Genomic DNA, 24,301 nt, shown 5'->3' on the forward strand with positions numbered 1-24,301 from the left:
TTGAAACCCTCTATGTATGCTTATAAGTAGAGATTAGCTTTTTTAAGCGAAACTAACTACTGGTTATCAATCAATTATCAAACAAAAAAAGTTTGCCGAGAGGGTTCAGGCTCTTTTTTTGCATCCTGCCCCGTGTGCCCCGCAGCAAAAGCGCAGGTGTATCCGTTTTTCGGAGAAACGGCCCGGCGCCATCCCCGGTGCCGCGTCCGGGCGGCGGCCGATGTCGGACACCGTTAAAATAATTGATCCGGAAACGATGCGGGATCGAATAATTTTTCTAATTTTGTAAAAAACACGATCGTATGGAATACGCCAACCATCTGAAAGAATACGCCCCGGCGTGGAGCGCATCGCAAGTCGACGAAGAGGTCGCACGCATCCGCAAGGCCGCAGAGGCCCGCAACCACAACACCGAGGTCTACAAATTCTGCTACTCGGCCATCGACCTCACGACGCTGTCGTGCAACGATTCGGTGAAATCCGTCACGGAATTCGCCCGCAAGGCCGCGGAGTTCTACCAAAAATACCCCCACATTCCCAACGTGGCTTCGATCTGCATCTATCCCTCGTTCGTCGAGACCGTGGGGCTGGCCGTGGACGGCACGCCGATGAAGATCACGAGCGTCGGCGGGGGATTTCCCGCGGCGCAGACCTTTCTCGAAGTGAAGGCCCTCGAAGTGGCGATGGCCGTGGAGAACGGCGCCGACGAGGTGGACATCGTCCTCAATGTGGGGCGCATGCTCACGGGTGAATACGACGAGGCGGCCAACGAAGTGGAGGTGATCCGCACGGAGATGGACGACGATGTGGTGCTGAAGGTGATCATCGAGTCGGGAGCGCTGAAAACCCCCGAGTTGATCCGCAAGGCGTCGCTGCTGTCGATGCTGGCAGGGGCCGATTTCGTGAAGACCTCGACGGGCAAGATCGACGTGGCCGCAACGCCCGAGGCCGCCGTGGTGATGTGCCAGGCGATCCGGGACTACTACGACAAAACGGGCCGCAAGGTCGGTTTCAAGGCCGCAGGCGGGGTCCGCACGGCCGAAGACGCCGCGCTCTACTACACGATCGTCGAGGAGATACTCGGCAAAGAGTGGCTCACGACGGAGTTGTTCCGCATCGGAGCCTCTTCGGCCGCGAACAACATTCTTTCGGCCATCGAAGGCTCGGAGGTCAAATACTTCTAACCGGCACGAAACCGGCTGGCGGAGATCTGCGGGACCGTTTCTCTCGGACCGCCCCGCCCCGACGCACGAAAAACGGCGGCCCCTTACGGGGCCGCCGTTGCATACATACCGATCCCGGCTTACGGAAGCGAATCCGTAATTTCGACGCTCAACGAATCGACCGTCCCCGCAGCCGGAGCGTCCTTGGCCGGGACGCCTTCGGCCGGAACGTCGAGTTCGGCGGGCGAGATCAGGTGCGGAGGTTCCGCGGCCGGCTCGACGCCGTTCAACAATTCATCGCGCCGCACCATCGACTGGAAGTTGTCGCGCCGGATGGCCGCAACGACGATAATGACGACTACCGCCACAGCCACGATAATACCGATCAGTTTTTTAATCATTTTCATTCTCCTCCTTTAAGATCCCGATGGCGCGTACGACGACGTTGTCCACGGGATAGATGTTTGCGTAAAAACCATTGTCCTCCAACGCCGTATTGCGGCCGATATAGGCCCGGAGCTGGGCCTCGATCAGCCTCCGCGAACGGGCGATGTCGCCATAGCGCGGCGCAACGCCCTTCCGGGCGGCATAGCGGACGAAATCATCCACAAGGGTCTTGTCGCTGTCGAGCAGCGTCTGCAACTCATCAATGGTCTTCACCGCATTGAGCGCCTCACGGTGACGGTCGGCATACTCGATCGTATAGCGGTAGAGGATGTTGCGGCCCGCCACCTCGACGAAATACTTCGTCACGTCGGTCGTATCGGCCGGAATGAACACGTCCGGCATGATGCCGCCGCCTCCGTAGACCACCTTTCCGCCCGGCGTCACCCGCTTGAGCGAGTCGGCGAAATGGATGCTGTCGGCCGAGAAAAACTCGTTGTTCCGGTAACGGTTCCAAAGATCCTCCTCGTAGTCCGCGTCATCCCCGATCGTGTAGGGCTTCTGGATCGAGCGGCCCGTGGGCGTATAGTAGCGCGCCGTGGTCAGCCGCAGGGCCGATCCGTCGCTGTACGGTATCTGACGCTGTACGAGACCCTTGCCGAACGAACGACGACCAATAATCGTACCACGGTCGTTGTCCTGCAACGCTCCGGCGAGAATTTCGCTCGACGAGGCGCTTCCCTCGTCGATCAGCACCACGACCTCCATGTCCTGCGCCGAGCCTTTGCCGTCGGCGTATTCGCGCAGCTGCTCGTGACGGCGGTCCTCGGTGTAGACGATCAGCTGGCCCTCGTGCAGAAACTCGTTGGCCACGGCGATCGCCTGATCGAGGAACCCGCCGGTGTTGCCCCGCAGGTCGAAAATCAGTTTCGTCACCCCTTCGGCGCGCAGCGACGCCAGCGCCTTGCGGAATTCGTCGAAAGTGGTCCGCGCGAACTGCCCCAGCTTGACGTATCCCACGCCGTCGGCAATGCGGAAGGCCGATTCGATGCTCCTGATGGGAATGACGCCGCGCACGACCTCGACCTCGACCAGGTCGGAGATGCCCTGCCGTTCGAGACCGAGACGGACCGTCGTGCCGCGCGGTCCGCGCAGCATTTTGACGACGTTGTTCTGGGGAATCTTACGCCCGGCGACAAGCGAATCGCCGATCTCGACAATGCGGTCCCCGGCCTTGACGCCGGCCTTGTCGCTCGGGCCTTGCGGAATGACGTTCAGCACGATGACCGTGTCGGTGGCCATGTTGAAGACCACGCCGATGCCGTCGAACTCCCCTTCGAGAGGTTCGTTCAGAACCTGCATTTCCGCGGCGGGGATATAGACCGAATGGGGGTCCAGCTCCTTGACCAGCATCGGGATAACGTGCTCGGCGAGCGAGTCCATCGACACCGAGTCGACATACTGGTTCTCGATCAGCGAGAGCGTATAGGAGAGTTTGTTGTTGGGCAGCGCCATGCGGCTGAGCATGCCCTTGAGCTGCGACGTGGTGGTGTTGCGGCCCAGATACTGGCCCAGAACGAGGCCCAGAACGACTCCCGCGGCCAGCAGCAGCGGGAAGAGGACGGTGTGTTTCGAGTTTTTGTACATCGTATGATGGCGCCAAAGACGCCGGTTCGGTATTTAAAACTTATTAGGGTTTCGGCTTGTTTTTGAAAGTATAGGTGAGACCCACCTGCAACAGCGTACGGGTCTGCACGTCGACGTTCTGCGCCCGGTTGTAGTAGAGCTGGAAACTAACCTTCGTGGAGAGGTATTTCGTCGCCTTGATTTCGAGCGTGTTTTCCCAACGCACCGTGGGATGGATCGGCAGGCGGGGCTTGTCCTTGATGTCATGCCCGACGCTGGTGTCTTCCTTGTCGGCCCACTTGTCGTAGGCCTCCAGGTACTTGGTGTAGTCGCTGATCTTGTTCTTCTGGCCGATGTCGGTAATCCAGCCGTAGAAGGAGAAGACCGTCGTGATGTAACGCAGGTAGCCCGTCTTGCCGAACGTGCGGTCGAAACCGATCTCGACCGATGAACCGCCCTCGTATTTCGAGGTCTTCTCGGGATCCTCGATACCATAGGGATAGGCCGGTTTGATCTCCTTGCCGTCGCCGTCGACCTGCCGCATGCGGATCCAGTCGCTTTCGGCAAAGGTGGCGTTCAAGGCGAGCGGAGACATGTTGACCGTGATGGGGAATTTCTTTTGAGGGCTTTTGTAGGTGATACCCAGCGAAATGTCGAGGTAACCCGGAGTCATAAACTTGCTCTTGAGGTGCTTCTTCTCCTGCTCGGAGCGCGATTTGTAACCGTTGACGAACTGGCTGCGGAATTGCAGAATTGAACCGTAAGTCCAGTTCTTCGCCATTTCGAACGCCGGGTTCACCCAGATGACGAACTCGTCCTGATTCTTGAACCATACGCCTTCGCTGTCCATGATCTTGTTGCCGCTCTCGTCGACCATCGGCTTGCCGTCCGGCCCCACGCGCTGCGTCTCGACCTTCATGCGGTTGTAACCCAGCTTGGCATTGAACTTGGTTTCGATGGAAAAGAGGTTCTTCTTGAAGATATGCCGCAGGTTGAAGGTCGCCACCAGCGCAATGGAGTTGTCACCGCCCGACACCGAGATCCAGGGATCGTTGTACGAAGTCAGCGTTCCCTGCAGGCCGCCGCCCAATTCAAGGTAGTTGCGCTCCTTGCGGATTGCGGCGCGCTCGGCCTTGTAGCGGGCGAGGCTGAAATAATCGGCATCGACGGACGTGGACTTCAGCCGGTCGCGGAACGTCACGTTCCGCCGTTCGGCATTGACTTCGTCGATTGAAATCTGGGCCGAGACCGGAACGGAGGCCCCGACGAGTGACGCCAGCGTGAGAATCAGGTAAAAATGTTTCATAACGAAGCGATTGTATTTGATTTTCAATCTACAAATTTATGAATTTATTTATAAAAACTTTAACTTTGTCTGAAAGTTAAACGGAAAGGACCAACTATGAAATATTTCGGAGCGCACGTAAGCGCTGCGGGCGGCGTGGAGAACGCTCCGGCCAACGCACACGCTATCGGAGCCACGGGCTTCGCCTTTTTCACCAAGAACCAGCGGCAGTGGGTCGCCAAACCGCTCGCCGCGGGCGAGATCGACGCCTTCCGCGAGGCGTGCGAACGCTACGGCTACACGCCCGCACAGATTCTGCCCCACGACTCGTACCTGATCAACCTCGGACATCCCGAGAAGGAACCGCTCGAAAAATCGCGCGCGGCATTCCTCAACGAGATGCAGCGGTGCGAACTGCTGGGCCTCGACCGGCTGAACTTCCATCCCGGCAGCCACCTGCAGAAGATCACCGAGCAGGAGTCGCTCGACCGGATCGCCGAGTCGATCAACATGGCGCTCGACCGCACGCACGGCGTGACGGCGGTGATCGAGAACACCGCGGGGCAGGGTTCGAACCTCGGATTCCGCTTCGAGCACCTCGCCTATCTGATCGAGCGCGTGGAGGACAAATCGCGGGTGGGCGTCTGCATCGACACCTGCCACGCCTTCGCGGCGGGGTACGACCTCCGGACGCGCGAGGCGTGCGACGCCACGTTCGCCGAGCTGGAACGCGTCGTCGGATTCGGATACCTGAAAGGCATGCACCTGAACGATGCGATGAAGATTCTGGGCAGCCGCGTCGACCGCCACACGCCGCTGGGCGAGGGCATGATCGGCATGGAATGCTTCCGCTATATCGCTTCCGACAAGCGTTTCGACGGCATTCCGCTGATCCTCGAAACCCCCGACGAAGCGCGTTGGAGCGAGGAGATCGCCAAACTGAAGGCGTTTGCCGAAGAGGCATAGAAAAGGGAGGCTCCAAAGCCTCCCTTTTGTTTTTACAACCGGTCCAGACAACTGCGGATCAGCGCGGCGCTTTCGCGCACTTCGTCCTCCGAGATCGTGAGGGGCGGCGAAATGCGGAACGCCGTGTCGCAGAACAGGAACCAGTCGCTCAGGATGCCCGCCTCCCGGAACAGTTCCATGATGCGGTAAAGTTTCGCCGATTCGCCCAGCTCGACGGCCAGCAGCAGGCCGCTGCGGCGGATTTCCCGCACGGCGGGATGATCCTTCAGCAGCATTTCATACAACGCGCCCTTCGTTTCGACCCTTTCGACCACCTTGTTGTCCACCAGGTAATTCAGCGCCGCGAGTCCCGCCGCACAGCAGACCGGATGGCCGCCGAAAGTGGTGATATGCCCCAGCGCGGGATTTTCCTGCAAGGTGTCCATCACCTCGTGACGCGCGACGAACGCCCCGAGGGGCATGCCCCCGCCGAAGGCCTTGGCCAGACAGACGATGTCGGGCGTGACGCCGTATTTCTGCATGGCGAACAGGCGGCCCGTGCGGCCCATGCCGGTCTGTATCTCGTCGAAAATCAGCAGCGCGCCGACTTCGTCGCAGCGTCTGCGCAGCGCATCCAGATAACCCGGACGGGGCGGACGGACGCCGGCCTCGCCCTGCACCGGCTCGGCCAGCACACAGGCCGTGCGGCGCGTAATGCGCTCCAGTTCGGAGAAATCGTTGAACTCCACGGCCTGCACGTCGGGCAGCAGGGGCCGGAACGCCCCCTTCCACTCCTCGCCCTCGGGCGCACCCATCATGCTCATCGCGCCGTGCGTCGACCCGTGGTAGGCGCGGCGCATGGAGACGATCTCCGTACGCCGGGTAAAACGTTTCGCCAGTTTCAAAGCCCCCTCGACCGCCTCGGCGCCCGAGTTGACGAAATAGACGCTTTCGAGCGGCGCGGGCAGCAGCGACGCGATCCTGGCGGCATACTCCACCTGCGGCGTCTCGACCAGCTCGCCGTAGACCATCACATGCATGTAGCGCGCAGCCTGCTCCTGCACGGCGCGCACCACGGCCGGATTGCCGTGACCGACATTGCTGACCGAAACCCCGGCCACGAGGTCGAAATAACGCTTGCCTTCGGGCGTATAGAAAAACGAGCCTTCGGCGCGCGCGACCTCCACCAGCATCGGCGACGGGGAGGTCTGGGCGACATGCGCCAGAAATTGTTTGCGGAGAATCATACTATTTTATCCATTTGCGCGGATTCGGGCCAGGAGCGCCGAAGCCGCCTATAAATCCGGGACCATACCCCGGCGTTGCAAAATCGCTTCGGAATCCTTCACGCTGCGCCGCATCCAGCAGCAGAGCGTTTCGGCCTGTTCGGCGTCGGACATCCGCCAGTTGCCGACCGTGAGGCGCATGCGCTCGGAGAGCGTGTAGATCAGGATCGCCGCCGAGGCCGAGACGTTCAGGCTCTCGACCATGCCGCACATCGGGATGCGCAGGAATTCGTCGGCCGAAGCGATCACCTCGTCGGAAATCCCGGCGTGTTCCGTCCCGAAGACCAGCGCGAAAGGTCCCCGCCCGACATCGAACGTCTCGGGCGTCGCGTCCTCGCGGTGGGGCGTGGTGGCCACGATCCGGTAGCCCGCCCCCTTGAGGGCGGCGACGGCCTCGCCCGTCGAGGCGTGGCGGCGCACGTCGACCCACTGGTGCGTGCCGCGCGCAATGTCGGGATTGGGTTCGAACGGGCAGAGCGTCTCCACGGTGTGCATCTCCTGCACGCCGAACGCCTCGCAATGGCGGATCAGCGCCGCGGCATTCTGCCCGTGGTACATGTTCTCGGCCAGCACCGTCATGTAGCGCGTGCGCATGGAGACCGTCTTCCGCAAAACGGCATACCGTTCCGGCGTCATAAACCCGGCGAGGCAGGCGATGCGCTCAGCGGCGTGTGCGGCATCGGGGCCGAAATCGAAGTCCGGTCCCGGGGAGTCGTTATTTGCGGTATTTTTCATCTTCATCGCGGATTTTCAGGTAGCTTTCGTAACGCGGCCAGGCGATTTCGCCCGCCTTCACGGCTTCGGTCACCGCACAGCCCGGCTCGTGGGTGTGGGTGCAGTTGTAAAAGCGGCAGGCGGGCGCAACGCGCATCATCTCGGGAAAATAGTGCCACAGCTCGGCCTCGTCGATGTCGATCAGTCCGAACCCCTTGATGCCCGGCGTGTCGATCACCGCGCCGCCTCCGGCCAGGGGGTACATCGTCGAAAATGTCGTCGTATGGCGGCCCTTGTGGTGACTTTCGGAGATTTCGCCCGTGCGGATGTCCAGCGAGGGGTCGATGGCCTGGATCAGCGTCGACTTCCCGACGCCCGAATTTCCCGAAACGAGGGTCGTGCGCCCCGCAAGCAGTTCGCGCACCTCCTCCACGCCCCGGCCCTCCCGGACCGACACCTCCAGCACCCGGTAGCCGGCCCCCTCGTAGACCGCGCGGAACTCCGCGACGGCCTCCGCGTCCTGCAGGTCGAGCTTCGACAGGAGGATCGTCACCGGGACCTTGTAGGCCTCGCAGGTCACCAGAAACCGGTCCACGAACTCCGTGGGCGTCTCGGGCGAACGCAGCGACGCCATCAGCAGCGCCTGGTCGACGTTGGCGGCGATGATATGCGACTCTTTCGAAAGGTTCGAAGCCCGGCGGATCACGTAGTTGCGCCGCGGCAGGATGTCGGCGATCACATAGTCGCCCCCCTCGTCGGCCTCGCACGCCACTTCGTCGCCCACCACCACGGGATTGGTCGAACGCACCCCTTTCAGGCGCAGTCTGCCCCGGATGCGGCAGCGCACCGTCTCACCGTCGTGCAGCACGTCGTACCAACTGCCCGTCGCCCGGACCACTGTGGCTGTAAACTTTCTATCCATCGGTCTCCGTTTTTTCCTCCTGCCGGGGAACCCGCTCGCCGACCCACTCCAGAAAAGGGAAAATGGATTCGGAAAGCCACCGGACAGGCTTGTAGCTTTTCGACCGCTCGATCGTCCGCGGCCCCACGAGGCAATAATCCTCATTCAGCGCATCGAAGGCCGAGAAGAGCACGCTCAACACGAGCAGGTACTTCAAAACCGATACGGCAATGCCCAGCAGCGTGTCGGCAACGCCCAGTCCCGCAAAGTGAAAGACCTTGCGCACCACCCTGCCGGCAATCGCCACGACGAGGATCACGGCGACGAGCACCGTGACGAAACCGCCCGCGGCGGCCACTTCGTCATCGAGCCGCAGCCATCCGCCGACCTGCGCGCCGAAACGCGCCGCGATCCAAATGCCCGCCACAATCCCTGCAAGGGAGCATATCTGCACGACGAAGCCTTGGCGCCATCCGTTCCAGACGGCCAGCGCCAGCACGAGGCAGACGATTAAATCAAGCGTGTTCAATAAGCCGTTAAATTATCACCGTAAAGATACGAATTTTAAAGAAACGGCCCAAAAAAAGCATACAACGAACGATTAGGCGCAATATATATAAATATAGGTATATCGTCCTAACGTATTACATCGCGCATATTAACACTCAACGCATTACAGATGCTGCAAATGGTTTTTACGGTAAGATTAGTCCGCCCCGCCTCGATGCGGCTCAAGTTGGATCTTTCCATGTCACACCGGTAAGCCAGCTCCTGTACAGTCAGCTTGCGTTCCTTCCTCAACTCCTTGATCCTCGTAGAGATATAAAGGATTTCATCTTGATAGTTCATTCCCATTTCAAAAATTTGGACAAAAATTTTGCTGTGCAAATTTTTATATATATATTTGCACCATGCGTATCATATATGATACCAACAAAAAGAGGGTCGTCCGAATAACAAATTGAAAACTAAATACAAACACATCTTTATTTCAACCATTTTTACTATGAAAAACAACAACTTGTTTAGAAAATTCCTGGCATTGTTCTTAACCGGAACCATGCTGGCCGGTGTCGGGTGTAAGGACTACGACGACGACATCGACGACATCAACAAAAAGATCGACGATCTAAATGCGAAAGTCGAACTGAAGGCCGATGCTTCCGCCCTTCAGACAATTTCAGACAAACTGAAGGATGTCGATTTCTCGAAATTCGTCACCGATGCCGAATTGAGCCAGGAGCTGGCAGCCTACGTCAAGGACGCCGACCTCAAAAAGAAAGTCGGAGACCTCGGGTTCCAGACCGTGACACAGGTGCAGGATCTGATCAAAGGCCTGCAAAACGAAGCGCAGGTGAAGGCCCTGATCGAGAATCAGCTCAAAGCCGCTGACCTCTGGTCCAAAATCGGCGGCGAGGTCAAGAAAGGCATCCTCGAAGAGCTGGCCAAAAACAGCGAGCTGACCACTGCCGTGAAGAATCAGGCTGTCGCAGCCGTCTTGGCCGCCATCACCAACGACCCGGCCGTGAAGGACATCAAGACCGCCATCAGCAAAATTGCCGGCGAGGAGGCCTCCGAATTCGTCAAGGAATACATGGACGTCAACAACAAAGCCTGGATCGAGAACGTGAACTCGGCAGCCGCCGAAGCGGTAAAGAACGCCGAATCCGCATTGAGCAGGCAGATCATCAGCCTCATTTCGACGCAGGGCTACCTGAAGAAGAGCGACCTGACTGCGGAACTCGGCGCCTTCAAGCAGGCCATCGCCCAACTTCAGGCCGATGTCACTGCGCTGATCAACCGCATCCAGTCGCTGGTAAACGTTCCCGGAACCATGTATGTTGGCAGTGGCGGATCCTATACTACGATGGATTTCTACAAGGTCGGAGCCACCCCCATCGGCAACGGAATGGTCACGCTGACCTACCGCGTCACGCCGGCCTCGCTGGCCAAAGACCTCGTAGATGCCTATGCTAACGGAAAAGCGACGTTCGCTATTGTCTCCGAGCAGATAAAAACCCGTGCCGCAACGGCAACTCCCGCAGCCACCATCACCGACGTTCGGTTTATCGAGGAGGGTAAGTTCGCCGTAACCGCCACCATGTCGGCGGAGGAGCTTGGTGAGCTTTACGAGAAAGAGGAGAAATGGATCACGCTGGCCCTTTCGATCGAGAACACCGTGAATCCCGGAACCGGCGCCGAGGACGAAACCGCCTCGGAGGTAACGAACAACGTGCTGTCGAACTTCGCCAGCATCATGCCCGACGAGGCCCAAGAGATCGAACTCGGCGTTTACACCAAGGACGAGGAGCCGGTCGCCTACGACTACGCCACCATCGAAATGCCGTTCAACAAGCAGGCCGTCAGCAAGAAGACGCTGCTGGAGAATACGCAGCTGCTGGCTTCGCTCGACGGAGGCAAGACCCTGATGACGCTGGACAACGTCAACAAACTGCTTGGCTCGAAAATCAGCATCGGCGCTTACACCGTAACGCCCAAATACTACGCCGACCCCAGCCAGTCGGCCGAGATTACGGACAAAACCGAGATCGGCAAATTCATCCTGCGCGTCGACAACTCGAAACTCGTTTACGACACGAAACTCGCTACGGTGGACTTCCGTGCAGCAGGCGTTTCCGGCGACGTAGGCAAGAACGTCGTATGCGCACACAAAATCGTGATCAACGTCGACGGGAAAGCCACGACGGCAACGATCGAGGCGCCGCAGACCTACATCATCACCAACCAGGCCGGCGCGACCTTCACCTTCAAGGAGACTCCCAAACCGCTGGCATGGAGCTATGCGTTCGTCAAGAACGGCATCGCCGGGCAGACCGCCACTCCGGAAATCTCCGATAACATCTTCGGCGAAATCGCTTTGGCGAACGACATAGACCTGCCGAAGGAGGTCACCATCGAGGATATTATCACGCTGGGCAACCTCGACACGGACCGTTCGACGGTCAAGGTCGCCGGCAAGGAGGTCGACAACGATCTCGGCATCCGATTCACCGCATTCGCCAGCCAGATCGCCATGGGCGTGAAAGCCTCCGTTCAGGCAGATGCATACGAGTGGGGCAAGGCCTATGACATCGAGTATGTCTATGTATACCAGAACGTCGACTACAAACTGAAGGGCCAGATCGCCTTCGGAGCCGCCCCGGCGCCCGTCAACTACATCGTCGACAACGCCATCGGCTACGAGACGAAGAGCGTCAGCAAGACGTGGAAGGACGTTTACACAGCCAACAAGGCCGGATTCGCCAGCGAAGCGGAGTTCGCCGAGGCTATCTTCGCAGCTACGACCGATCCCGCAACGCCCGCAGGCGTAACGAAACTCTTCAACAAAGCAAATGAGAAGGGCACGGTGATCGAGAACACCAACGGCACGGCAATGACCGTCACCGCATCGACCCTGAAGGGCGTGCTGAATGCCAAGGACATCACCGCGACGAAGGACAAGTTCGAGCAGAAAGCCGAATGGACGACCTGGTACGGCCAGAAGATTTCCGTAACGTTCAACTACAATGTCACGATCCCCGACTTCGACTTGAGGTACAATGTCGGACACGTAACCGAGATCGCAGGCGTGAAGACGACCGTAGTCGAAGGTCTGGTCAACGGGACGACCAACCTCTGGGAGTGGCCCAACATCACACTGCCGACCTACTTCAACGAGGTGGACGCCGAGAAGTACGACTTTACGTTCGAAGTGACCTCCAAAGACGACAAACCGAACAAGGGCGACAAATACGCCGTCGTCAAGGGCGACAAACTCGACTGGAGCGCAGCAAACCGCAACTATGTCGACATCAAGGCTGTCGTTAAGATCAAGGACACGAACATCCAGGTAGCTTCCCTGCCGCTGCGCGTGGAGATCCAGACCCCGATCAAGACGCTGGCACAGACCAAGGCTATCGAGGTCGCTTACAAGACCAACGAGGCGACTACGGCCAATATGTTCGAAAACCTCCAGTTGATCGACGCCGACGGTAAGTCGTGGATCGAATACAACAAAGACACGAAGGCCTGGGAAGCCGTTACGGTAGGCGACGGCAAGACGGCCTACGACGTATTCCAGGCAAAACCCGAAGCAGCGAAAAATACCGCCGGTATCGTATTCAAGATGAAATCGGCCGAGTATGCCGATACCCCTGCCAGCGACAAGGATGCTTCCGCATATATCAAAATCACAGACAATACGCTGACCTACGAGAACAACAGCGCCACGCTGCTGAAGGACATCATCATCAAGGTAACGCCGAGCTTCACCTACCAGTACGGCGAGATCACGGGCGAGGAGATGACGATTACCATCAAACGCTAAAGTTCACACGCTTCGCGGTCCGGCACGGCAACCGGCTGTGCCGGCTCCGCAAAAGCGATCCTCGGCAGGGGATGCCCCCCAAGGAGTTGTTTTTTAGTTAACAAGTTTCACACCCATCCCCTGCTTTTTGGCGGACCGAAGAGGCGCGGTCCGCCATTTTTTCGTACCTGCCGCCCCGATGCCCGCCGGGCGTAAAACCGGACCCCGTTCCGGCTTTGCGCCCGGCTGGCATTTCCCCTTCGGAACACAAACGGCGCAACGGCAAAGACAGATAAGTTTGATTTTCAGCCCGGCTTGTATTATCTTTGCCAAAGATAACCCCCCGCACGGATAGGCGGCGCCACGGCAAACCCCAAGCAACGCTTGGTTCTGCACCCGGCTTGCACTATCTTTGCATCATACAGCATTTAACCAGCTCTGCCATGAAAAGATACCTAACGATTCTCCTGCTGCTGAACGTCGTCGCAATGACGGCCAGCGCCCGCGAGGTCTTCCCGATCAACGAAGGGTGGCGCTTTTTCTTCAAGTCGGAGAAAACCTCCGACAACGCCCGCCACGTAACCCTGCCCCACAGCTGGAACACCGATCCGCTGGCCCAGGGCTACTGGCTCGAAACCACGGGCAGCTACCAGAACGGCATGTATATCCCCGTCGAATGGGCTTCGAAACGCCTTTTCGTGAAATTCTACGGCGTACAGTCGGTCGCCGACCTCTTCGTCAACGGCTATCACGTCGGCACGCACCGCGGCGGCGCCACGGCCTTCACGTTCGAAATCACCGACAAAATCCGTTTCGGAAGCGACAACTCGATGCTCATGGTGGTCAGCAACAGCAGCCGCGACGACGTGCTGCCCACCTCGACCGACATGAACCTCTACGGCGGCATCTACCGCGAGGCGGAACTGATCCTCACCGAGCGCACGGCCATTTCGCCGCTCTACCTCGGGTCGGACGGCGTGCTCGTACACCCGCAGACGGTCGGTCCCGAAAAGGTCGAGGGCGAGATCGAGGTGCACATCACCTCGAAGGGCGACAACAGCTGCACGCTGAACGTCGACATCACCAGTCCGCGGGGAGAGCGGGTCTTCTCGAAACGCCAGAAGGCGCGCCTCGACGGCAAACCCGTCTCCGTGGCCTTCTCGGTGGACAATCCGACGCTGTGGAGCCTGCGCGACCCGGCGCTCTACACCGTGACGGCCTCCATCGGCGAGGACAGCATCACCGACCGCGTCACCGTCCGCACGGGCTTCCGCTCGATCGGCGCCAGCACGGCCGAAGGGCTGACGATCAACGGAGAACGCACCCCCGTCCGCGGCGTCACGCTCTACCACGACAACGCCCTTTCGGGCGGCACGCTGACTCCGGAGGATTACGACGCCGACCTGCGGATCATCCGCACGATGGGAGCCAACGCCCTGCGCTCGGCGGTAATGCCGCACGCGCAGTACCTCTACGACCGTTGCGACGAACAGGGAATGCTCGTCTGGATCGACGCTCCGCTGCACCGCTCGTCGTTCCTGGGCGACGTCTCCTATTTCGCCACGCCCGCCTTCGAACAGAACGGACTGGACCAGTTGCAGGAGATCGTAGCCCAGAACATCAACCACCCGTCGGTGGTGATGTGGGGTATCTTCTCGCGTCTCTGGATGCGCGGCGACGACGTGACGCCCTACATCCGGCGGCTGAACGAGACGGCCCGCACGATGGACCCCTCGCGCCCGACGGTCGCTTGCAGCGACCAGAACGGCGACATCAATTTCATCACCGACCTGATCGTCTGGCAGCAGGACGTCGGCTGGCGGCGCGGCTCGACCGATGACGTGATCGTATGGCGCGACCAGCTGCAAAAAAACTGGTCCCACCTGCGTTCGGGCGTCTGCTACGGCGGCAGCGGATTCCTCGGACACAAGAGCTACACGGCGCAGTCCGAGCCTCGTTCGAACTGGATGCCCGAGGAGAAGCAGACGCGTTTCCACGAGGAGTATGCCAAAAACCTGCAAAACGACTCGCTGTTCTGGGGCGCGTGGATCGACAACATGTTCGACTACGGCTCCTCGCGCCGTCCCTACGGGATCAACGGCGCAGGCCTCGTGACGCTCAACCGCCGCGAGAAAAAGGACGCCTACTATCTGTACAAGGCGATGTGGAACGGCGCAGAGCCGACGCTGCATATCGTCGACAAACGGCGGCGTCTGCGCGATTATGAGAAGCAGGCGTTCCGCGTCTACTCGTCGGCCGGGACGCCGACGCTCATCGTCGGCCGGGACACGCTGGCGATGAGCGAATACGCCCCCTTCCAGTACCGGTCCGATTCGGTGGCCATACACGGGATGATTGAGGTGAAAGCGGCGGCGGGGGATCTGCGCGACAGCGTGACTATCCTTGTCGGCAACGTCCTAAAACCGAAACGGACGCAGGTCCTTCGGCGAACAGCAGGTCCGCAAACGACAAATTAGGGACGAAAGGCATCCTTTCGGAGAAGACCTGGAAATAAGGCTCGGCGATCAGCGCCGGGCCTTCTTTGCGTTTGGGGCGCAGGTCGAGGTCTCCGGGGGCCGCCTCGACATACGTCCGGGAGAGTTCGGGCATCGGCACTCCGGCCAGCGAACACAACACCTCCAGCAGACCCAGATTGTAATCGGCGAGGAACTCCCACTCCCGGCGGTAGAAAGGCTCGAACCGTCCGGCGTAGAAATCGAAATAGGGCGACGAGCGGTAGGAGGCCACCAGCGCGCCCCAATGCTGGTGCTGCCAGCGTTTGGAATAGTCGAGACGCACGTCGCGCACGGGCTGCCGGGGACGGTTGGCGTTGCGGACATGCACGGTCAGCTCCATCACGCCGTCCGAGGCCAGTATCCGCGCACGGTTGCGTTCGGAACGCTTCACGAAGTGCTCGCCGAGGTCCACGACGCAGCCGCCGCGCAGGAGGTGCGTGAAATACTCCACCGAAGGAAGGTATGCAAGAGGCAGTATAGTAGACATAAATAAAAATTCAAAATTAAAAATCACCTGAAACGAAGCGGTCGAATCGGGTGAACCCCGCCTCTCGGGCGGGCGGCAGCGCGCAGGGCTTTGCTATGGAGCGACGCGCAATAGCAGACCTCCGCAGGACGGAGCTGCGGCCTGCCGACGCAAAACACCGTTTTTATGCGTGTGAGCGCAGAACAGGAGCGGAAGCAGAACGAAGCTTCCTGCCGCCTCTTAAAACCGGCGTCTTACGCCGGCGGGGTTTAGGCGGGCGTCCAGTCCCCGTTCTTTTTGATCAGCTCCACCAGCCGGTCGAGGGCCTCCTCCTGCGGAATGTTGCGCTCGACGACCGTGCGGCCCTTGTAGAGGGTGATGCGGCCCGGTCCGGCGCCCACGTAACCGTAGTCGGCGTCGGCCATCTCGCCGGGACCGTTGACGATGCAGCCCATCACGCCGATGCGGAGGTTTTTCAGGTGCGACGTGCGGGCCTTGATGTCGGCGAGGGCCTTCTCGATGTCGTAGAGCGTGCGCCCGCACGAAGGGCAGGCGATGTATTCGGTGTGTGAAAAACGCACGCGCGCAGCTTGCAGGATCATCAGCTCGATGTCGCGGATTTCGCTTTCGGCAAATCCCGGAGCGTCGATCCAGATGCCGTCGGCCAGGCCGTCGAGCAGCAGCGGTCCCAGGTCGGCGGCGGCCTTCACGGCGAGCGTCTCCAGCGAACGCTCTTCGTAGCGGCGTTTCACGACCACCGGTTCGTCGGGGATGTCGAGATTCAGGATCGCGGCGCGCAACTCGGCCGTCGGGTTGCCCGAAAGGGCTTCGAGCACCCGGAAACCCTCCAGCGGCTCGGTGTGCACGACGGGAACCGTCACCTTCGAACGGCGGCGGTATTCGGTCGGGAAGTAACGCTCGGGATGGAGCACCTCGAACTCGCCGGGACGGTCGGCAAAGTGTTCGACCAACAGCTGCGCCACGGGGATTTCATTTTCGGGGGCCTCGGTCAGCGAGACGCGGATCGTGTCGCCGATGCCGTCGGCCATCAGCGCCCCGATGCCCACGGCGCTCTTCACGCGCCCCTCGATGCCGTTCCCGGCCTCGGTGACGCCCAGATGGATCGGATAGTGCATATCTTCGGCATCCATCGCCTCGACCAGCAGACGGTAGGCGGCGACCATGACGCGCGTGTTCGACGACTTCATCGAGACCACCACCTGATCGAAATCGCACTCCCGGCACACCCGCAAAAACTCCATGGCCGAGACCACCATGCCCTGGGGCGTGTCGCCCCACTCGTCGAAAACGCGCTTCGCCAGCGACCCGTGGTTGACGCCGACGCGCAGGGCGACGCCCCGCTCGCGGCACTGCGCGATCAGCGCCTGAAGATCACCGCGGTCGAGGCGGTAATTTCCCGGATTGACACGCACCTTGTCCACATACCTGGCGGCGATGGCCGCGACCTCGGGCACGAAGTGGATGTCGGCCACAACGGCTGTCCGGAAACCGTCGGCACGCAGCTGCCGGACGATGTTTTCCAGATTTTCACCTTCGCGCCGTCCTTGCGCCGTAAGGCGCACGATCTTTCCCCCGGCGCGGTCGATCCGCTCGATCTGGGCCACGCTCGCGGCGGTGTCGTTGGTGTCGGTATTGGTCATCGACTGGCAGGCGACGGGATGCCCGCCGCCGATCGTCGTCCGCCCGATGCGCACTTCGCACGTTGTCCGGCGCATGAATTTCGAAAGATTCATCGGTTTATCAATTAGGTAATTACGCACTTTCTCACATCACTTTCCGCTGTCGGGCGGCGTTATCGCCGCCTTCGGCGACGTTTACAAATCCGACCCCACCCCAGCCCTCCCCCAGGGAGGGAGATGGCGTACGCATCGGACAGCAGTACAACGTACCGCCTCCCACTACCGAGAGCCGTTATCACCCCGCAACGGATTCAGGAAGCAGCGGCAAAATGAACGCTCTCGACAGCCGGTACAGTGTACAAAGATAGCAACGATTTGGCGAACGGCGAAATAATCGTTATATTTCGGAACATCTCTAAAATGCGAACGCCATGAAAGAGAAACTACTGCTGGCAGCCGCCGCGCTGCTCGGATTTGCAACGGCATGCAACAACGAGGAAGATCAACCGAAGGTGGTATCTATGTACGGGGTCCCGTACAACAACTACAAGATCAAGGGCAAGGTGACCGACAAGGCCGGACGGCCGATCAAGGGCATCGAGGTCCGGAGCAACGCCTACCTGCCGACACCGGAGGCGACGACCGCAGCCGACGGAACCTATGATCTTTCGGGCAAGGGAGTCGGCAACACGGCAAGAGTCACCTTCACCGACACCGACGGCCCGGCCAACGGCGGCGACTTCGCCGCAAAGACCGTCGACATCGAATTCACCGAGGCCGAACGCACGGCCAAAGGAGACGGCGACTGGGATCAAGGGGCATTCGCCAAATCGGGCGTCGACATCGCCCTCGAGGAGAAGGAGTAGCCCCTGCTCCCGACCAGCACGTCTCCCGGGACGGAAAAACGCACCCCGCCAATGCCCAAACAAGTTTGGCATTGCGCCCGGCTTTCACTATATTTACAGAACATAGGATGCGTCTCGGCAATGCCCAAACAAGTTTGGCATTGCGCTCTACTTTCACTATATTTGCCGGGTGGATACACTCGATAACGACATCAAATTCGTAGCGGGCGTCGGCGAGGCCCGGGCAAAACTCCTCGAACGGGAGCTGGGCATCCGCACGCTGGGCGACATGCTCAGCCACTATCCGTTCCGCTATATCGACCGCACACGCATCTACCGTATCTCGGAGATCACCGAGGCCGCAGGCCTGTCCTACGTCCAGTTCCGCGCCCGCATAACGGGCGTCGCCTATGCCGGAACAGGGCGCAAACGCCGCTTCACGGCCTTCGCGCAGGACCCCACGGGACAGGCCGAGCTGGTGTGGTTTCAGGGCGTCAAGTGGATCGAGAAACGGATCGAGGTCGGACGCGAATACCTCGTCTTCGGCCGCCCGTCGTTCTACCGCGGCGAACTGTCGGTCGCCCATCCCGAGCTGGAAACCATGGAGCAGGCCCTCTCGCGCAAGGCCGAAAGCGGCATGCAGGGCATCTATCCCTCGACCGAGAAGCTGGGCAATGTGCTGGGTGCGAAGGGCATGTACCAGATCATCTGCAACGCCTGGACGCTCGTGAAGGACCGCATCGCGGACCCGCTTCCCGAGGCCGTGCGCACCCGGTACGGACTGATCGGCCTGCGCGACGCCATCTACAATATCCACTTCCCGCAATCGCAGGAGGCCCTGCGGCAAGCGCAGTACCGGCTGAAGTTCGACGAACTGCTGGGCGTACAGCTCAACATCCAGCAGCGGCGCACCGAACGCCTCGCGAAAAGCAACGGCTTCCTCTTCACCCGGGTCGGGGGCGTGTTCAACACCTTCTACACCGAAAAACTCCCCTTCCCGCTCACCGGGGCGCAGAAACGGGTCATCAGGGAGATCCGCCGGGACACCGTGACGGGGTTCCAGATGAACCGCCTGCTTCAGGGCGACGTGGGCAGCGGCAAGACCCTCGTGGCGCTGATGTCGATGCTGCTCGCGGTGGACAACGGCTTCCAGGCCTGCATGATGGCCCCGACGGAAATCCTCGCCCGCCAGCACTACGCCACCGTCTGCAAGATGCTCGACGGAATGGACGTGAAGGTGGCCGTCCTGACCGGCGCCTCGAAGGCCAGGGAACGCCGGGCTTCGCTCGAAGGCATCGCCTCGGGCGAAGTGGACATACTCATCGGCACGCACGCGCTGATCGAGGACCGCGTGCAGTTCTCGAACCTGGGCTTCGTCGTGATCGACGAACAGCACCGCTTCGGCGTCGAGCAGCGCGCGCGGCTCTGGACCAAGAACCTCCAGCCGCCCCATATCCTCGTGATGACCGCCACGCCGATCCCCCGCACGCTGGCGATGACCCTCTACGGCGATCTCGACGTGTCGGTGATCGACGAGCTGCCTCCGGGACGGCGGCCCATCAAGACATTCCACTACACCGACGCCGCGCGGCTCAAATTGTTCGGCTTCATGCGGCAGGAGATCGCCAAAGGGCGGCAGGTCTACGTCGTCTATCCGCTCATCAAGGAGTCGGAGGCGATGGACTACAAGGACCTCACCGACGGCTACGAAGCCATCTCGCGCGACTTCCCGCTGCCGCAGTACGTCACGGCGATCTGCCACGGCAAGATGAAGCCCGCCGACAAGGAGGAGTCGATGCGCCAGTTCAAACAGGGCGAAGCCCACATTCTCGTGGCCACGTCGGTGATCGAGGTGGGCGTCGACGTGCCCAACGCGACGGTCATGGTCATCGAGTCGGCCGAGCGTTTCGGGCTTTCGCAGCTCCACCAGCTGCGCGGGCGCGTGGGCCGCGGCGGCGAGCAGTCCTACTGCATCCTGATGTCGGGCGAAAAACTCTCGCGCGAGTCGCGGGCGCGGCTCGAAGCGATGTGCGAGACCAACGACGGGTTCCGCCTGGCGGAACTCGACCTCAAGCTGCGGGGCGCGGGGGACATCAACGGCACGTTGCAGAGCGGCATGGCATTTGATCTGAAGATCGCCAGCCCCACGGCCGACGTGCAGATACTCACCGTCTCGCGCGAGGCGGCCGCAGAAATACTCGCCGCGGACCCGGCGTTGGCGCACCCGCAGAACCGGGGTCTCGAAGCTCTGCGGCGACGCTACTCGGGCCGCGAAGAGATTGATTTTTCACGCATTTCGTAATATTCCGTCCCGAAAAAACGTTAACCCATTAAAACCCTGTCCGATGAAACGGTTTCTATTCACCATATTCCTGCTCGGCGTCCTCTCGCCCCTCGCCGCGCAGCTCTACCATCCGGGCGAACAGCTCTTCTACCGCGTGAGCTACAAGGCCAAGATGTTCCCCAATACGGAGGTCGGGACCGTGGAGGTCAAGACCTCGGAAGATACGGCCGACGGCAAGTCCTACTACAAGGTCGAAGGCGCAGGGCGCACGCTGCCCACCTACCGCTGGTTCTTCAACCTGGAGGATGTCTACACCGTGTGGATCGACACCGCGTCGCTGCGCCCCGTGCGCTTCGAGAGCGACATCCGCGAAGGCGACTACACCTTCCAGAGTTACTACACCTACATCTGGCCCGACTCGACCATCCACACCCGCTGGCGGAGCCGCAAAAACCCCTTCAGCGAGAAGCAGATGGCCCTGACGGCCGAGAGCATGGACCCCATCGCGCTCTTCTTCAACCTGCGGTCGGCCCAAGCGGAGAATTTCCGCGTCGGTGAGCCGGCGACGCTTCAAATGGTCCTGCAAGACACCATCCGCCACCTGCACTACCGCTACCTGGGGCGCGAAAACAAGAAGATCCGCAACATGGGGCGTTTCCGCACGCTCAAGTTCGAGTGCCAGTTAGGGACGACCGAAGGCTACTCGTTCACCGACGGCACGATCTTCACGATCTGGATTTCGGACGACGACAACAAAATCCCCCTCTACATCGAATCGCCGGTCAAGATCGGCAGCATCAACGCCTACATTTCGGGCTACAAGGGACTTAAATACCCGGTGTCGAGCCTGATGAAATAGACGCCGGATTTTCATCGGGCACACGGGAAATTTTCCCTATCTTTGCGGAGAAAAACGTCACTGTTCCATGCAACGCTCCGCAACCTCCTGTTTCGCAAAACATATTGCCGCGTTTCTCGTGCGGCCTTTCGGCGAGTACCCGGCATTTCTGGTCCTCACGGCACTCCTGCCGCTGGTCCCGGACATCATTCGTTTCTTCCTGAACGAAATGTCGTTCGTGCCCGGAAGAAACCTGTTCTACGGAACCCTGCTGTCCCTCTTCCGGGCCTGGCTGCTGGTACTGCCGCTATGCCTGCGACAGCACGACAGGGGGGGGGAGATTCTCGCAGTCCGGATCGCCGAAGCGATCTATCGCGTGTTTGTCCTGTCGTACCTCGGCCTCCTCTCGCTGGCTGAAAGTTTTCTGCTGATCCGTTTCGGAACGCCCTTTTCGTTCTCCGTCATCCAGCTTCTCTGGGAAACGGACGGACGCGAAAGCCTCGAATTTCTGAAAACCTACTGTACGACTCCGGCATTCCTGCTTCCGGCCGCCGCATGCGTCCTGCTGACCGCAGGGTATCTGCTGGCGGAACACCGGAAGATTCGGTTCGAACTGCACAGCCGCAAGGTACGCATATCGCTCCTATTCCTGCTGGCCGGCAGCGGCGCCTTCTATGTCAGCCGGCTGCACTTTCAGTATGCGCTCACCCGGACCGGCGATTTTCCGGGAGAGATGATGTGCCAAACCGCAACCCTCACCCCCTTCGAACGGCTTCACACATCGCTCTTCTGGTTTCGGCATGAGTTCTCCGCCGAAAACGCAGAGCAACTGCTCCGCACGCTCGAATCGGTCGAAATAGAGAGTTGCTCTTTCCGCTCGCCCTGCATCGTCATCATTATCGGAGAGTCGTTCAGCAAGCACCATTCGAGCCTTTACGGTTATCCGCTGCCGACCAACCCCCGGCTCGAAGAGCGGCTTCGGCGGGGCGAACTCTTCGTTTTCCGGGATGTCGTTTCCCCGGCGAATCTGACCACGTCCGTGCTGTCAAACCTCTTTTCGCCTGCAAGCCTCGGCTCCGGACAGTCCTGGAAAGACAGCCCCCTTTTCCCGGCCCTCTTCAAAAAAGCCGGATACACCACCTGTCACCTGGACAACCAGGCCGCCGGAAACGACTATGATTACCACGATCTCGGACTGAAAGCGCTTTTCAATGCCCGCAGCACACCGCTCCTGTTCACGGTCCACAATGAGAACCGCCATCCCTACGACCTGGAATTGCTCGACGACTACGACCGGCTCACCTCCCGTGACGACACCCCCGAACTGGTCGTCTTCCACCTAATGGGACAGCACGTCAGCTATTCCGACCGCTACCCCAAGGAGGAGGCGTATTTCACGCCCGGGGATATTCGCCGCGAGGATTTGACGCAGCAGGAACGCCAGGTCGTCGCGGACTACGACAACGCTACCCGCTACAACGACCAGGTCGTCGATGCGATCCTGGCACGTTTTACCGACCGCGACGCCATCGCTGTTTACCTCTCCGACCACGGCGAAGAGGTCTACGACTACCGCGATTTCTTCTGCCGCTCGCACGACCTGCCGCTCACCCCCGAGGTCTGCAAATACCAGTTCGAAATCCCGTTTATGATCTGGATGTCCGACACCTACCGCCGCAACCGCCCCGATGTAGCGGCACAGGTCGCCGGGGCGCTCGACCGGCCGTTCTCGGCGGACGACCTTTCCCATCTATTGCTGGACCTGGCGGGTATCCGATGCCGATGGTACGACCCGGCGCGCAGCCTGATCGGCGAGCGTTTCGACACCACCCGCCCCCGACCGCTGCTGATGGGGTTCGAACCCGCCGGAAACTACGAGACCATCATCGGACGAGACCGAAAACAATAAGGTTATGTCATTATCCCGCATTGGATTTTCATATTTTTTCCTATCTTTGCCAAAGATAACCACCTGCCTGGATAGGCGCTCCCGGCATAGCAAATAAATTTGCGTTGCACCCCGGTTCGTACTATCTTTGTAATAAAAACGGATCACTATGGAAAACAAACAGGGATACGATCCTTCGGAATTCGAAGACGACGACTACACCACCCCGCAGCCCGATGCGGGCAAATCCATCCGCGGCTACCGCATCGTCATCATCATCCTCTCGGTGATCCTGGCTGCGCTTTCGGTGCTCTACTTCAGCATCCACCGCCAGCAGATGCTCGACAACGAGCTGTTGCAGGCCGACCGCGACTCGATCCAGAACGACCTGGGGCGGCTGATGACCGACTACGACGGGCTGCGCATCTCGAACGACTCGATTTCGGCCGGGCTGACCCTCGAACGCGAACGCGCCGACTCGCTGATGACGCGCCTCAAGAAGGAGCGTTCGTGGAACCTCGCGAAGATCAAACAGTATGAAAAGGAGGTCGGCACGCTGCGCACGATTATGAAAGGTTACGTGAAGCAGATCGACTCGCTCAATACGCTCAACAAAAAGCTCATCAAGGAGAACGTCGGCTTCCGCAAGGAGATTTCGTCGGCCAAGCTGCGCGCCGACATGGCCGAAGAGAAGGCCGCCGAACTGGACAACAAGGTCAAGGTGGGTTCGGTGCTCCGCGCCCGCGACATCCGCCTCTCGGCGCTCAACGACCGCAGCAAGCCCGTTTCGCGGGTCAAGAACGCCGCACGCCTGCGCGTCGACTTCGTGCTCGCGGCCAACGAGCTGGCCACCCCGGGCAACAAGGCCGTCTACGTGCGCATCACCTCGCCCGACGGCTACGTGCTGACCACCGAGGCCATGCCGACCTTCGAATTCGAGGGCGAACGGTTGAGCTACTCGGCCATGCGCGAGGTCGACTACCAGAACCAGGACCTCGAAGTGGGCATCTACTACAACTCGACGGGATTCGCCGCCGGAACCTACCAGATACAGCTCTACTGCGAAGGCCGCCTGATCGGCCAGACGCAGGTGGTGATGAAATAACGTCGGCGCACCTCCGTTCATAAGCCGGGCGACAGTCGTGTCGTCCGGCTTTTTCGCTTCAGAGCCGCCCGCCGGACCATCCCGGACCGCCGGAGCGGAGAACTTCCGG

19 protein-coding genes are annotated in these 24,301 nt (G+C 60.2%); 9 read left to right on the plus strand and 10 right to left on the minus strand.

The genetic code is table 11. The annotated features are described in order from the left end of the window. The first annotated feature begins 302 nt into the window (after window positions 1-302). Entirely contained in the window at window positions 303-1,184 is an 882-nt protein-coding gene (gene deoC, locus BHV64_RS05290; RefSeq protein ID WP_015546510.1) for a deoxyribose-phosphate aldolase, read from the plus strand. Between the two features lie 119 nt (window positions 1,185-1,303). Here deoC and BHV64_RS05295 read toward each other — a convergent pair whose 3' ends face one another. The 3 genes from BHV64_RS05295 to BHV64_RS05305 are packed head-to-tail and all read right to left on the minus strand — an operon-like array spanning window position 1,304 to window position 4,479. Next, entirely contained in the window at window positions 1,304-1,564 is a 261-nt protein-coding gene (locus BHV64_RS05295; protein WP_022061946.1) for a hypothetical protein, read from the minus strand. Beyond that, window positions 1,557-3,194 carry a S41 family peptidase gene (locus BHV64_RS05300; RefSeq protein WP_217727594.1) on the minus strand — a complete coding sequence of 546 codons (1,638 nt, stop codon included), beginning with the start codon at window positions 3,192-3,194 and terminating at the stop codon, window positions 1,557-1,559. The genes BHV64_RS05295 and BHV64_RS05300 overlap by 8 nt, the downstream gene beginning before the upstream one ends. Before the next feature lie 43 nt (window positions 3,195-3,237). Next, window positions 3,238-4,479, minus strand: a complete 1,242-nt coding sequence (locus BHV64_RS05305; RefSeq protein ID WP_044054113.1) for a DUF3078 domain-containing protein — start codon at window positions 4,477-4,479, stop codon at window positions 3,238-3,240. 96 nt (window positions 4,480-4,575) lie between these two features. On the opposite strand from BHV64_RS05305, the gene nfo reads away from it, so the two are divergent. Then, a complete protein-coding gene (gene nfo, locus BHV64_RS05310) occupies window positions 4,576-5,424 on the plus strand; it encodes a deoxyribonuclease IV (protein WP_138265654.1) in 849 nt (282 codons plus the stop codon). A gap of 32 nt (window positions 5,425-5,456) precedes the next feature. Here the strand turns inward: nfo and BHV64_RS05315 are convergent, their stop codons facing one another. The 5 genes from BHV64_RS05315 to BHV64_RS05335 form a co-directional block, all read right to left on the minus strand. Further along, on the minus strand, window positions 5,457-6,650 hold the full coding sequence (locus BHV64_RS05315) for an aspartate aminotransferase family protein (RefSeq protein WP_138265655.1): 1,194 nt from the start codon (window positions 6,648-6,650) through the stop codon (window positions 5,457-5,459). Window positions 6,651-6,698: 48 nt separating this feature from the next. Beyond that, window positions 6,699-7,424: a TrmH family RNA methyltransferase gene (locus tag BHV64_RS05320; RefSeq protein ID WP_418414689.1), complete on the minus strand. Its 726-nt coding sequence runs from the start codon at window positions 7,422-7,424 to the stop codon at window positions 6,699-6,701. After that, window positions 7,405-8,325: a ribosome small subunit-dependent GTPase A gene (gene rsgA / locus BHV64_RS05325; RefSeq protein WP_022061940.1), complete on the minus strand. Its 921-nt coding sequence runs from the start codon at window positions 8,323-8,325 to the stop codon at window positions 7,405-7,407. The genes BHV64_RS05320 and rsgA overlap by 20 nt, the downstream gene beginning before the upstream one ends. Next, a complete protein-coding gene (locus tag BHV64_RS05330; protein WP_147619801.1) occupies window positions 8,318-8,833 on the minus strand; it encodes a CvpA family protein in 516 nt (171 codons plus the stop codon). The genes rsgA and BHV64_RS05330 overlap by 8 nt, the downstream gene beginning before the upstream one ends. Window positions 8,834-8,940: 107 nt before the next feature. Further along, window positions 8,941-9,159 carry a helix-turn-helix domain-containing protein gene (locus BHV64_RS05335; protein WP_050794808.1) on the minus strand — a complete coding sequence of 73 codons (219 nt, stop codon included), beginning with the start codon at window positions 9,157-9,159 and terminating at the stop codon, window positions 8,941-8,943. Window positions 9,160-9,310: 151 nt separating this feature from the next. Here BHV64_RS05335 and BHV64_RS05340 point away from each other — a divergent pair, with 151 nt between their 5' ends. Both BHV64_RS05340 and BHV64_RS05345 read left to right on the plus strand, forming a co-directional pair. Beyond that, entirely contained in the window at window positions 9,311-12,631 is a 3,321-nt protein-coding gene (locus BHV64_RS05340; RefSeq protein ID WP_288115626.1) for a hypothetical protein, read from the plus strand. A 422-nt stretch (window positions 12,632-13,053) separates the two neighbouring features. Further along, the gene (locus tag BHV64_RS05345; protein ID WP_288115627.1) at window positions 13,054-15,087 is read left to right on the plus strand and encodes a glycoside hydrolase family 2 protein; all 2,034 of its coding nucleotides are present in this window, start codon (window positions 13,054-13,056) and stop codon (window positions 15,085-15,087) included. Here the strand turns inward: BHV64_RS05345 and BHV64_RS05350 are convergent. Both BHV64_RS05350 and ispG read right to left on the minus strand, forming a co-directional pair. Continuing rightward, window positions 15,008-15,613: a WbqC family protein gene (locus BHV64_RS05350; RefSeq protein ID WP_205760816.1), complete on the minus strand. Its 606-nt coding sequence runs from the start codon at window positions 15,611-15,613 to the stop codon at window positions 15,008-15,010. The two genes, BHV64_RS05345 and BHV64_RS05350, sit on opposite strands and share 80 nt — an antisense overlap. Window positions 15,614-15,861: 248 nt before the next feature. Further along, window positions 15,862-17,346 (minus strand): (E)-4-hydroxy-3-methylbut-2-enyl-diphosphate synthase, encoded by a 1,485-nt coding sequence (gene ispG / locus BHV64_RS05355; RefSeq protein ID WP_288115628.1) that lies wholly within the window; start codon window positions 17,344-17,346, stop codon window positions 15,862-15,864. A gap of 317 nt (window positions 17,347-17,663) precedes the next feature. Between ispG and BHV64_RS05360 the strand changes: the two genes are divergently transcribed. From BHV64_RS05360 to BHV64_RS05380, 5 genes are all read left to right on the plus strand, one after another. Further along, window positions 17,664-18,098: a radical SAM-associated putative lipoprotein gene (locus BHV64_RS05360; protein ID WP_015546520.1), complete on the plus strand. Its 435-nt coding sequence runs from the start codon at window positions 17,664-17,666 to the stop codon at window positions 18,096-18,098. Window positions 18,099-18,267: 169 nt separating this feature from the next. Then, complete coding sequence (recG, locus tag BHV64_RS05365; protein WP_022061931.1) at window positions 18,268-20,379, plus strand: ATP-dependent DNA helicase RecG; 2,112 nt, start codon at window positions 18,268-18,270, stop codon at window positions 20,377-20,379. Between the two features lie 43 nt (window positions 20,380-20,422). Beyond that, window positions 20,423-21,220: a DUF3108 domain-containing protein gene (locus BHV64_RS05370; protein ID WP_138265660.1), complete on the plus strand. Its 798-nt coding sequence runs from the start codon at window positions 20,423-20,425 to the stop codon at window positions 21,218-21,220. Between the two features lie 67 nt (window positions 21,221-21,287). Further along, a complete protein-coding gene (locus BHV64_RS05375) occupies window positions 21,288-23,108 on the plus strand; it encodes a phosphoethanolamine transferase (RefSeq protein WP_217727598.1) in 1,821 nt (606 codons plus the stop codon). Window positions 23,109-23,256: 148 nt separating this feature from the next. Next, window positions 23,257-24,192 (plus strand): hypothetical protein, encoded by a 936-nt coding sequence (locus BHV64_RS05380; RefSeq protein ID WP_147619797.1) that lies wholly within the window; start codon window positions 23,257-23,259, stop codon window positions 24,190-24,192. Window positions 24,193-24,301 lie beyond the last annotated feature (109 nt).

The organism is Alistipes sp. 56_sp_Nov_56_25 (assembly GCF_001915285.1).
Classification (GTDB): Bacteria; Bacteroidota; Bacteroidia; order Bacteroidales; family Rikenellaceae; genus Alistipes; species Alistipes shahii.

Coding starts and splice junctions, on each gene's coding strand:
- BHV64_RS05340 (WP_288115626.1), top strand. CDS start 9,311: ATGAAAAACAACAACTTGTTTAGAAAATTCCTGGCATTGTTCTTAACC.
- BHV64_RS05360 (WP_015546520.1), top strand. CDS start 17,664: ATGAAAGAGAAACTACTGCTGGCAGCCGCCGCGCTGCTCGGATTTGCA.
- BHV64_RS05315 (WP_138265655.1), bottom strand. CDS start 6,650: ATGATTCTCCGCAAACAATTTCTGGCGCATGTCGCCCAGACCTCCCCG.
- BHV64_RS05350 (WP_205760816.1), bottom strand. CDS start 15,613: ATGTCTACTATACTGCCTCTTGCATACCTTCCTTCGGTGGAGTATTTC.
- ispG (WP_288115628.1), bottom strand. CDS start 17,346: ATGAATCTTTCGAAATTCATGCGCCGGACAACGTGCGAAGTGCGCATC.
- BHV64_RS05305 (WP_044054113.1), bottom strand. CDS start 4,479: ATGAAACATTTTTACCTGATTCTCACGCTGGCGTCACTCGTCGGGGCC.
- BHV64_RS05370 (WP_138265660.1), top strand. CDS start 20,423: ATGAAACGGTTTCTATTCACCATATTCCTGCTCGGCGTCCTCTCGCCC.
- BHV64_RS05335 (WP_050794808.1), bottom strand. CDS start 9,159: ATGGGAATGAACTATCAAGATGAAATCCTTTATATCTCTACGAGGATC.
- BHV64_RS05375 (WP_217727598.1), top strand. CDS start 21,288: ATGCAACGCTCCGCAACCTCCTGTTTCGCAAAACATATTGCCGCGTTT.
- BHV64_RS05380 (WP_147619797.1), top strand. CDS start 23,257: ATGGAAAACAAACAGGGATACGATCCTTCGGAATTCGAAGACGACGAC.
- BHV64_RS05320 (WP_418414689.1), bottom strand. CDS start 7,424: ATGAAAAATACCGCAAATAACGACTCCCCGGGACCGGACTTCGATTTC.
- BHV64_RS05295 (WP_022061946.1), bottom strand. CDS start 1,564: ATGATTAAAAAACTGATCGGTATTATCGTGGCTGTGGCGGTAGTCGTC.
- deoC (WP_015546510.1), top strand. CDS start 303: ATGGAATACGCCAACCATCTGAAAGAATACGCCCCGGCGTGGAGCGCA.
- BHV64_RS05345 (WP_288115627.1), top strand. CDS start 13,054: ATGAAAAGATACCTAACGATTCTCCTGCTGCTGAACGTCGTCGCAATG.
- nfo (WP_138265654.1), top strand. CDS start 4,576: ATGAAATATTTCGGAGCGCACGTAAGCGCTGCGGGCGGCGTGGAGAAC.
- rsgA (WP_022061940.1), bottom strand. CDS start 8,325: ATGGATAGAAAGTTTACAGCCACAGTGGTCCGGGCGACGGGCAGTTGG.
- BHV64_RS05300 (WP_217727594.1), bottom strand. CDS start 3,194: ATGTACAAAAACTCGAAACACACCGTCCTCTTCCCGCTGCTGCTGGCC.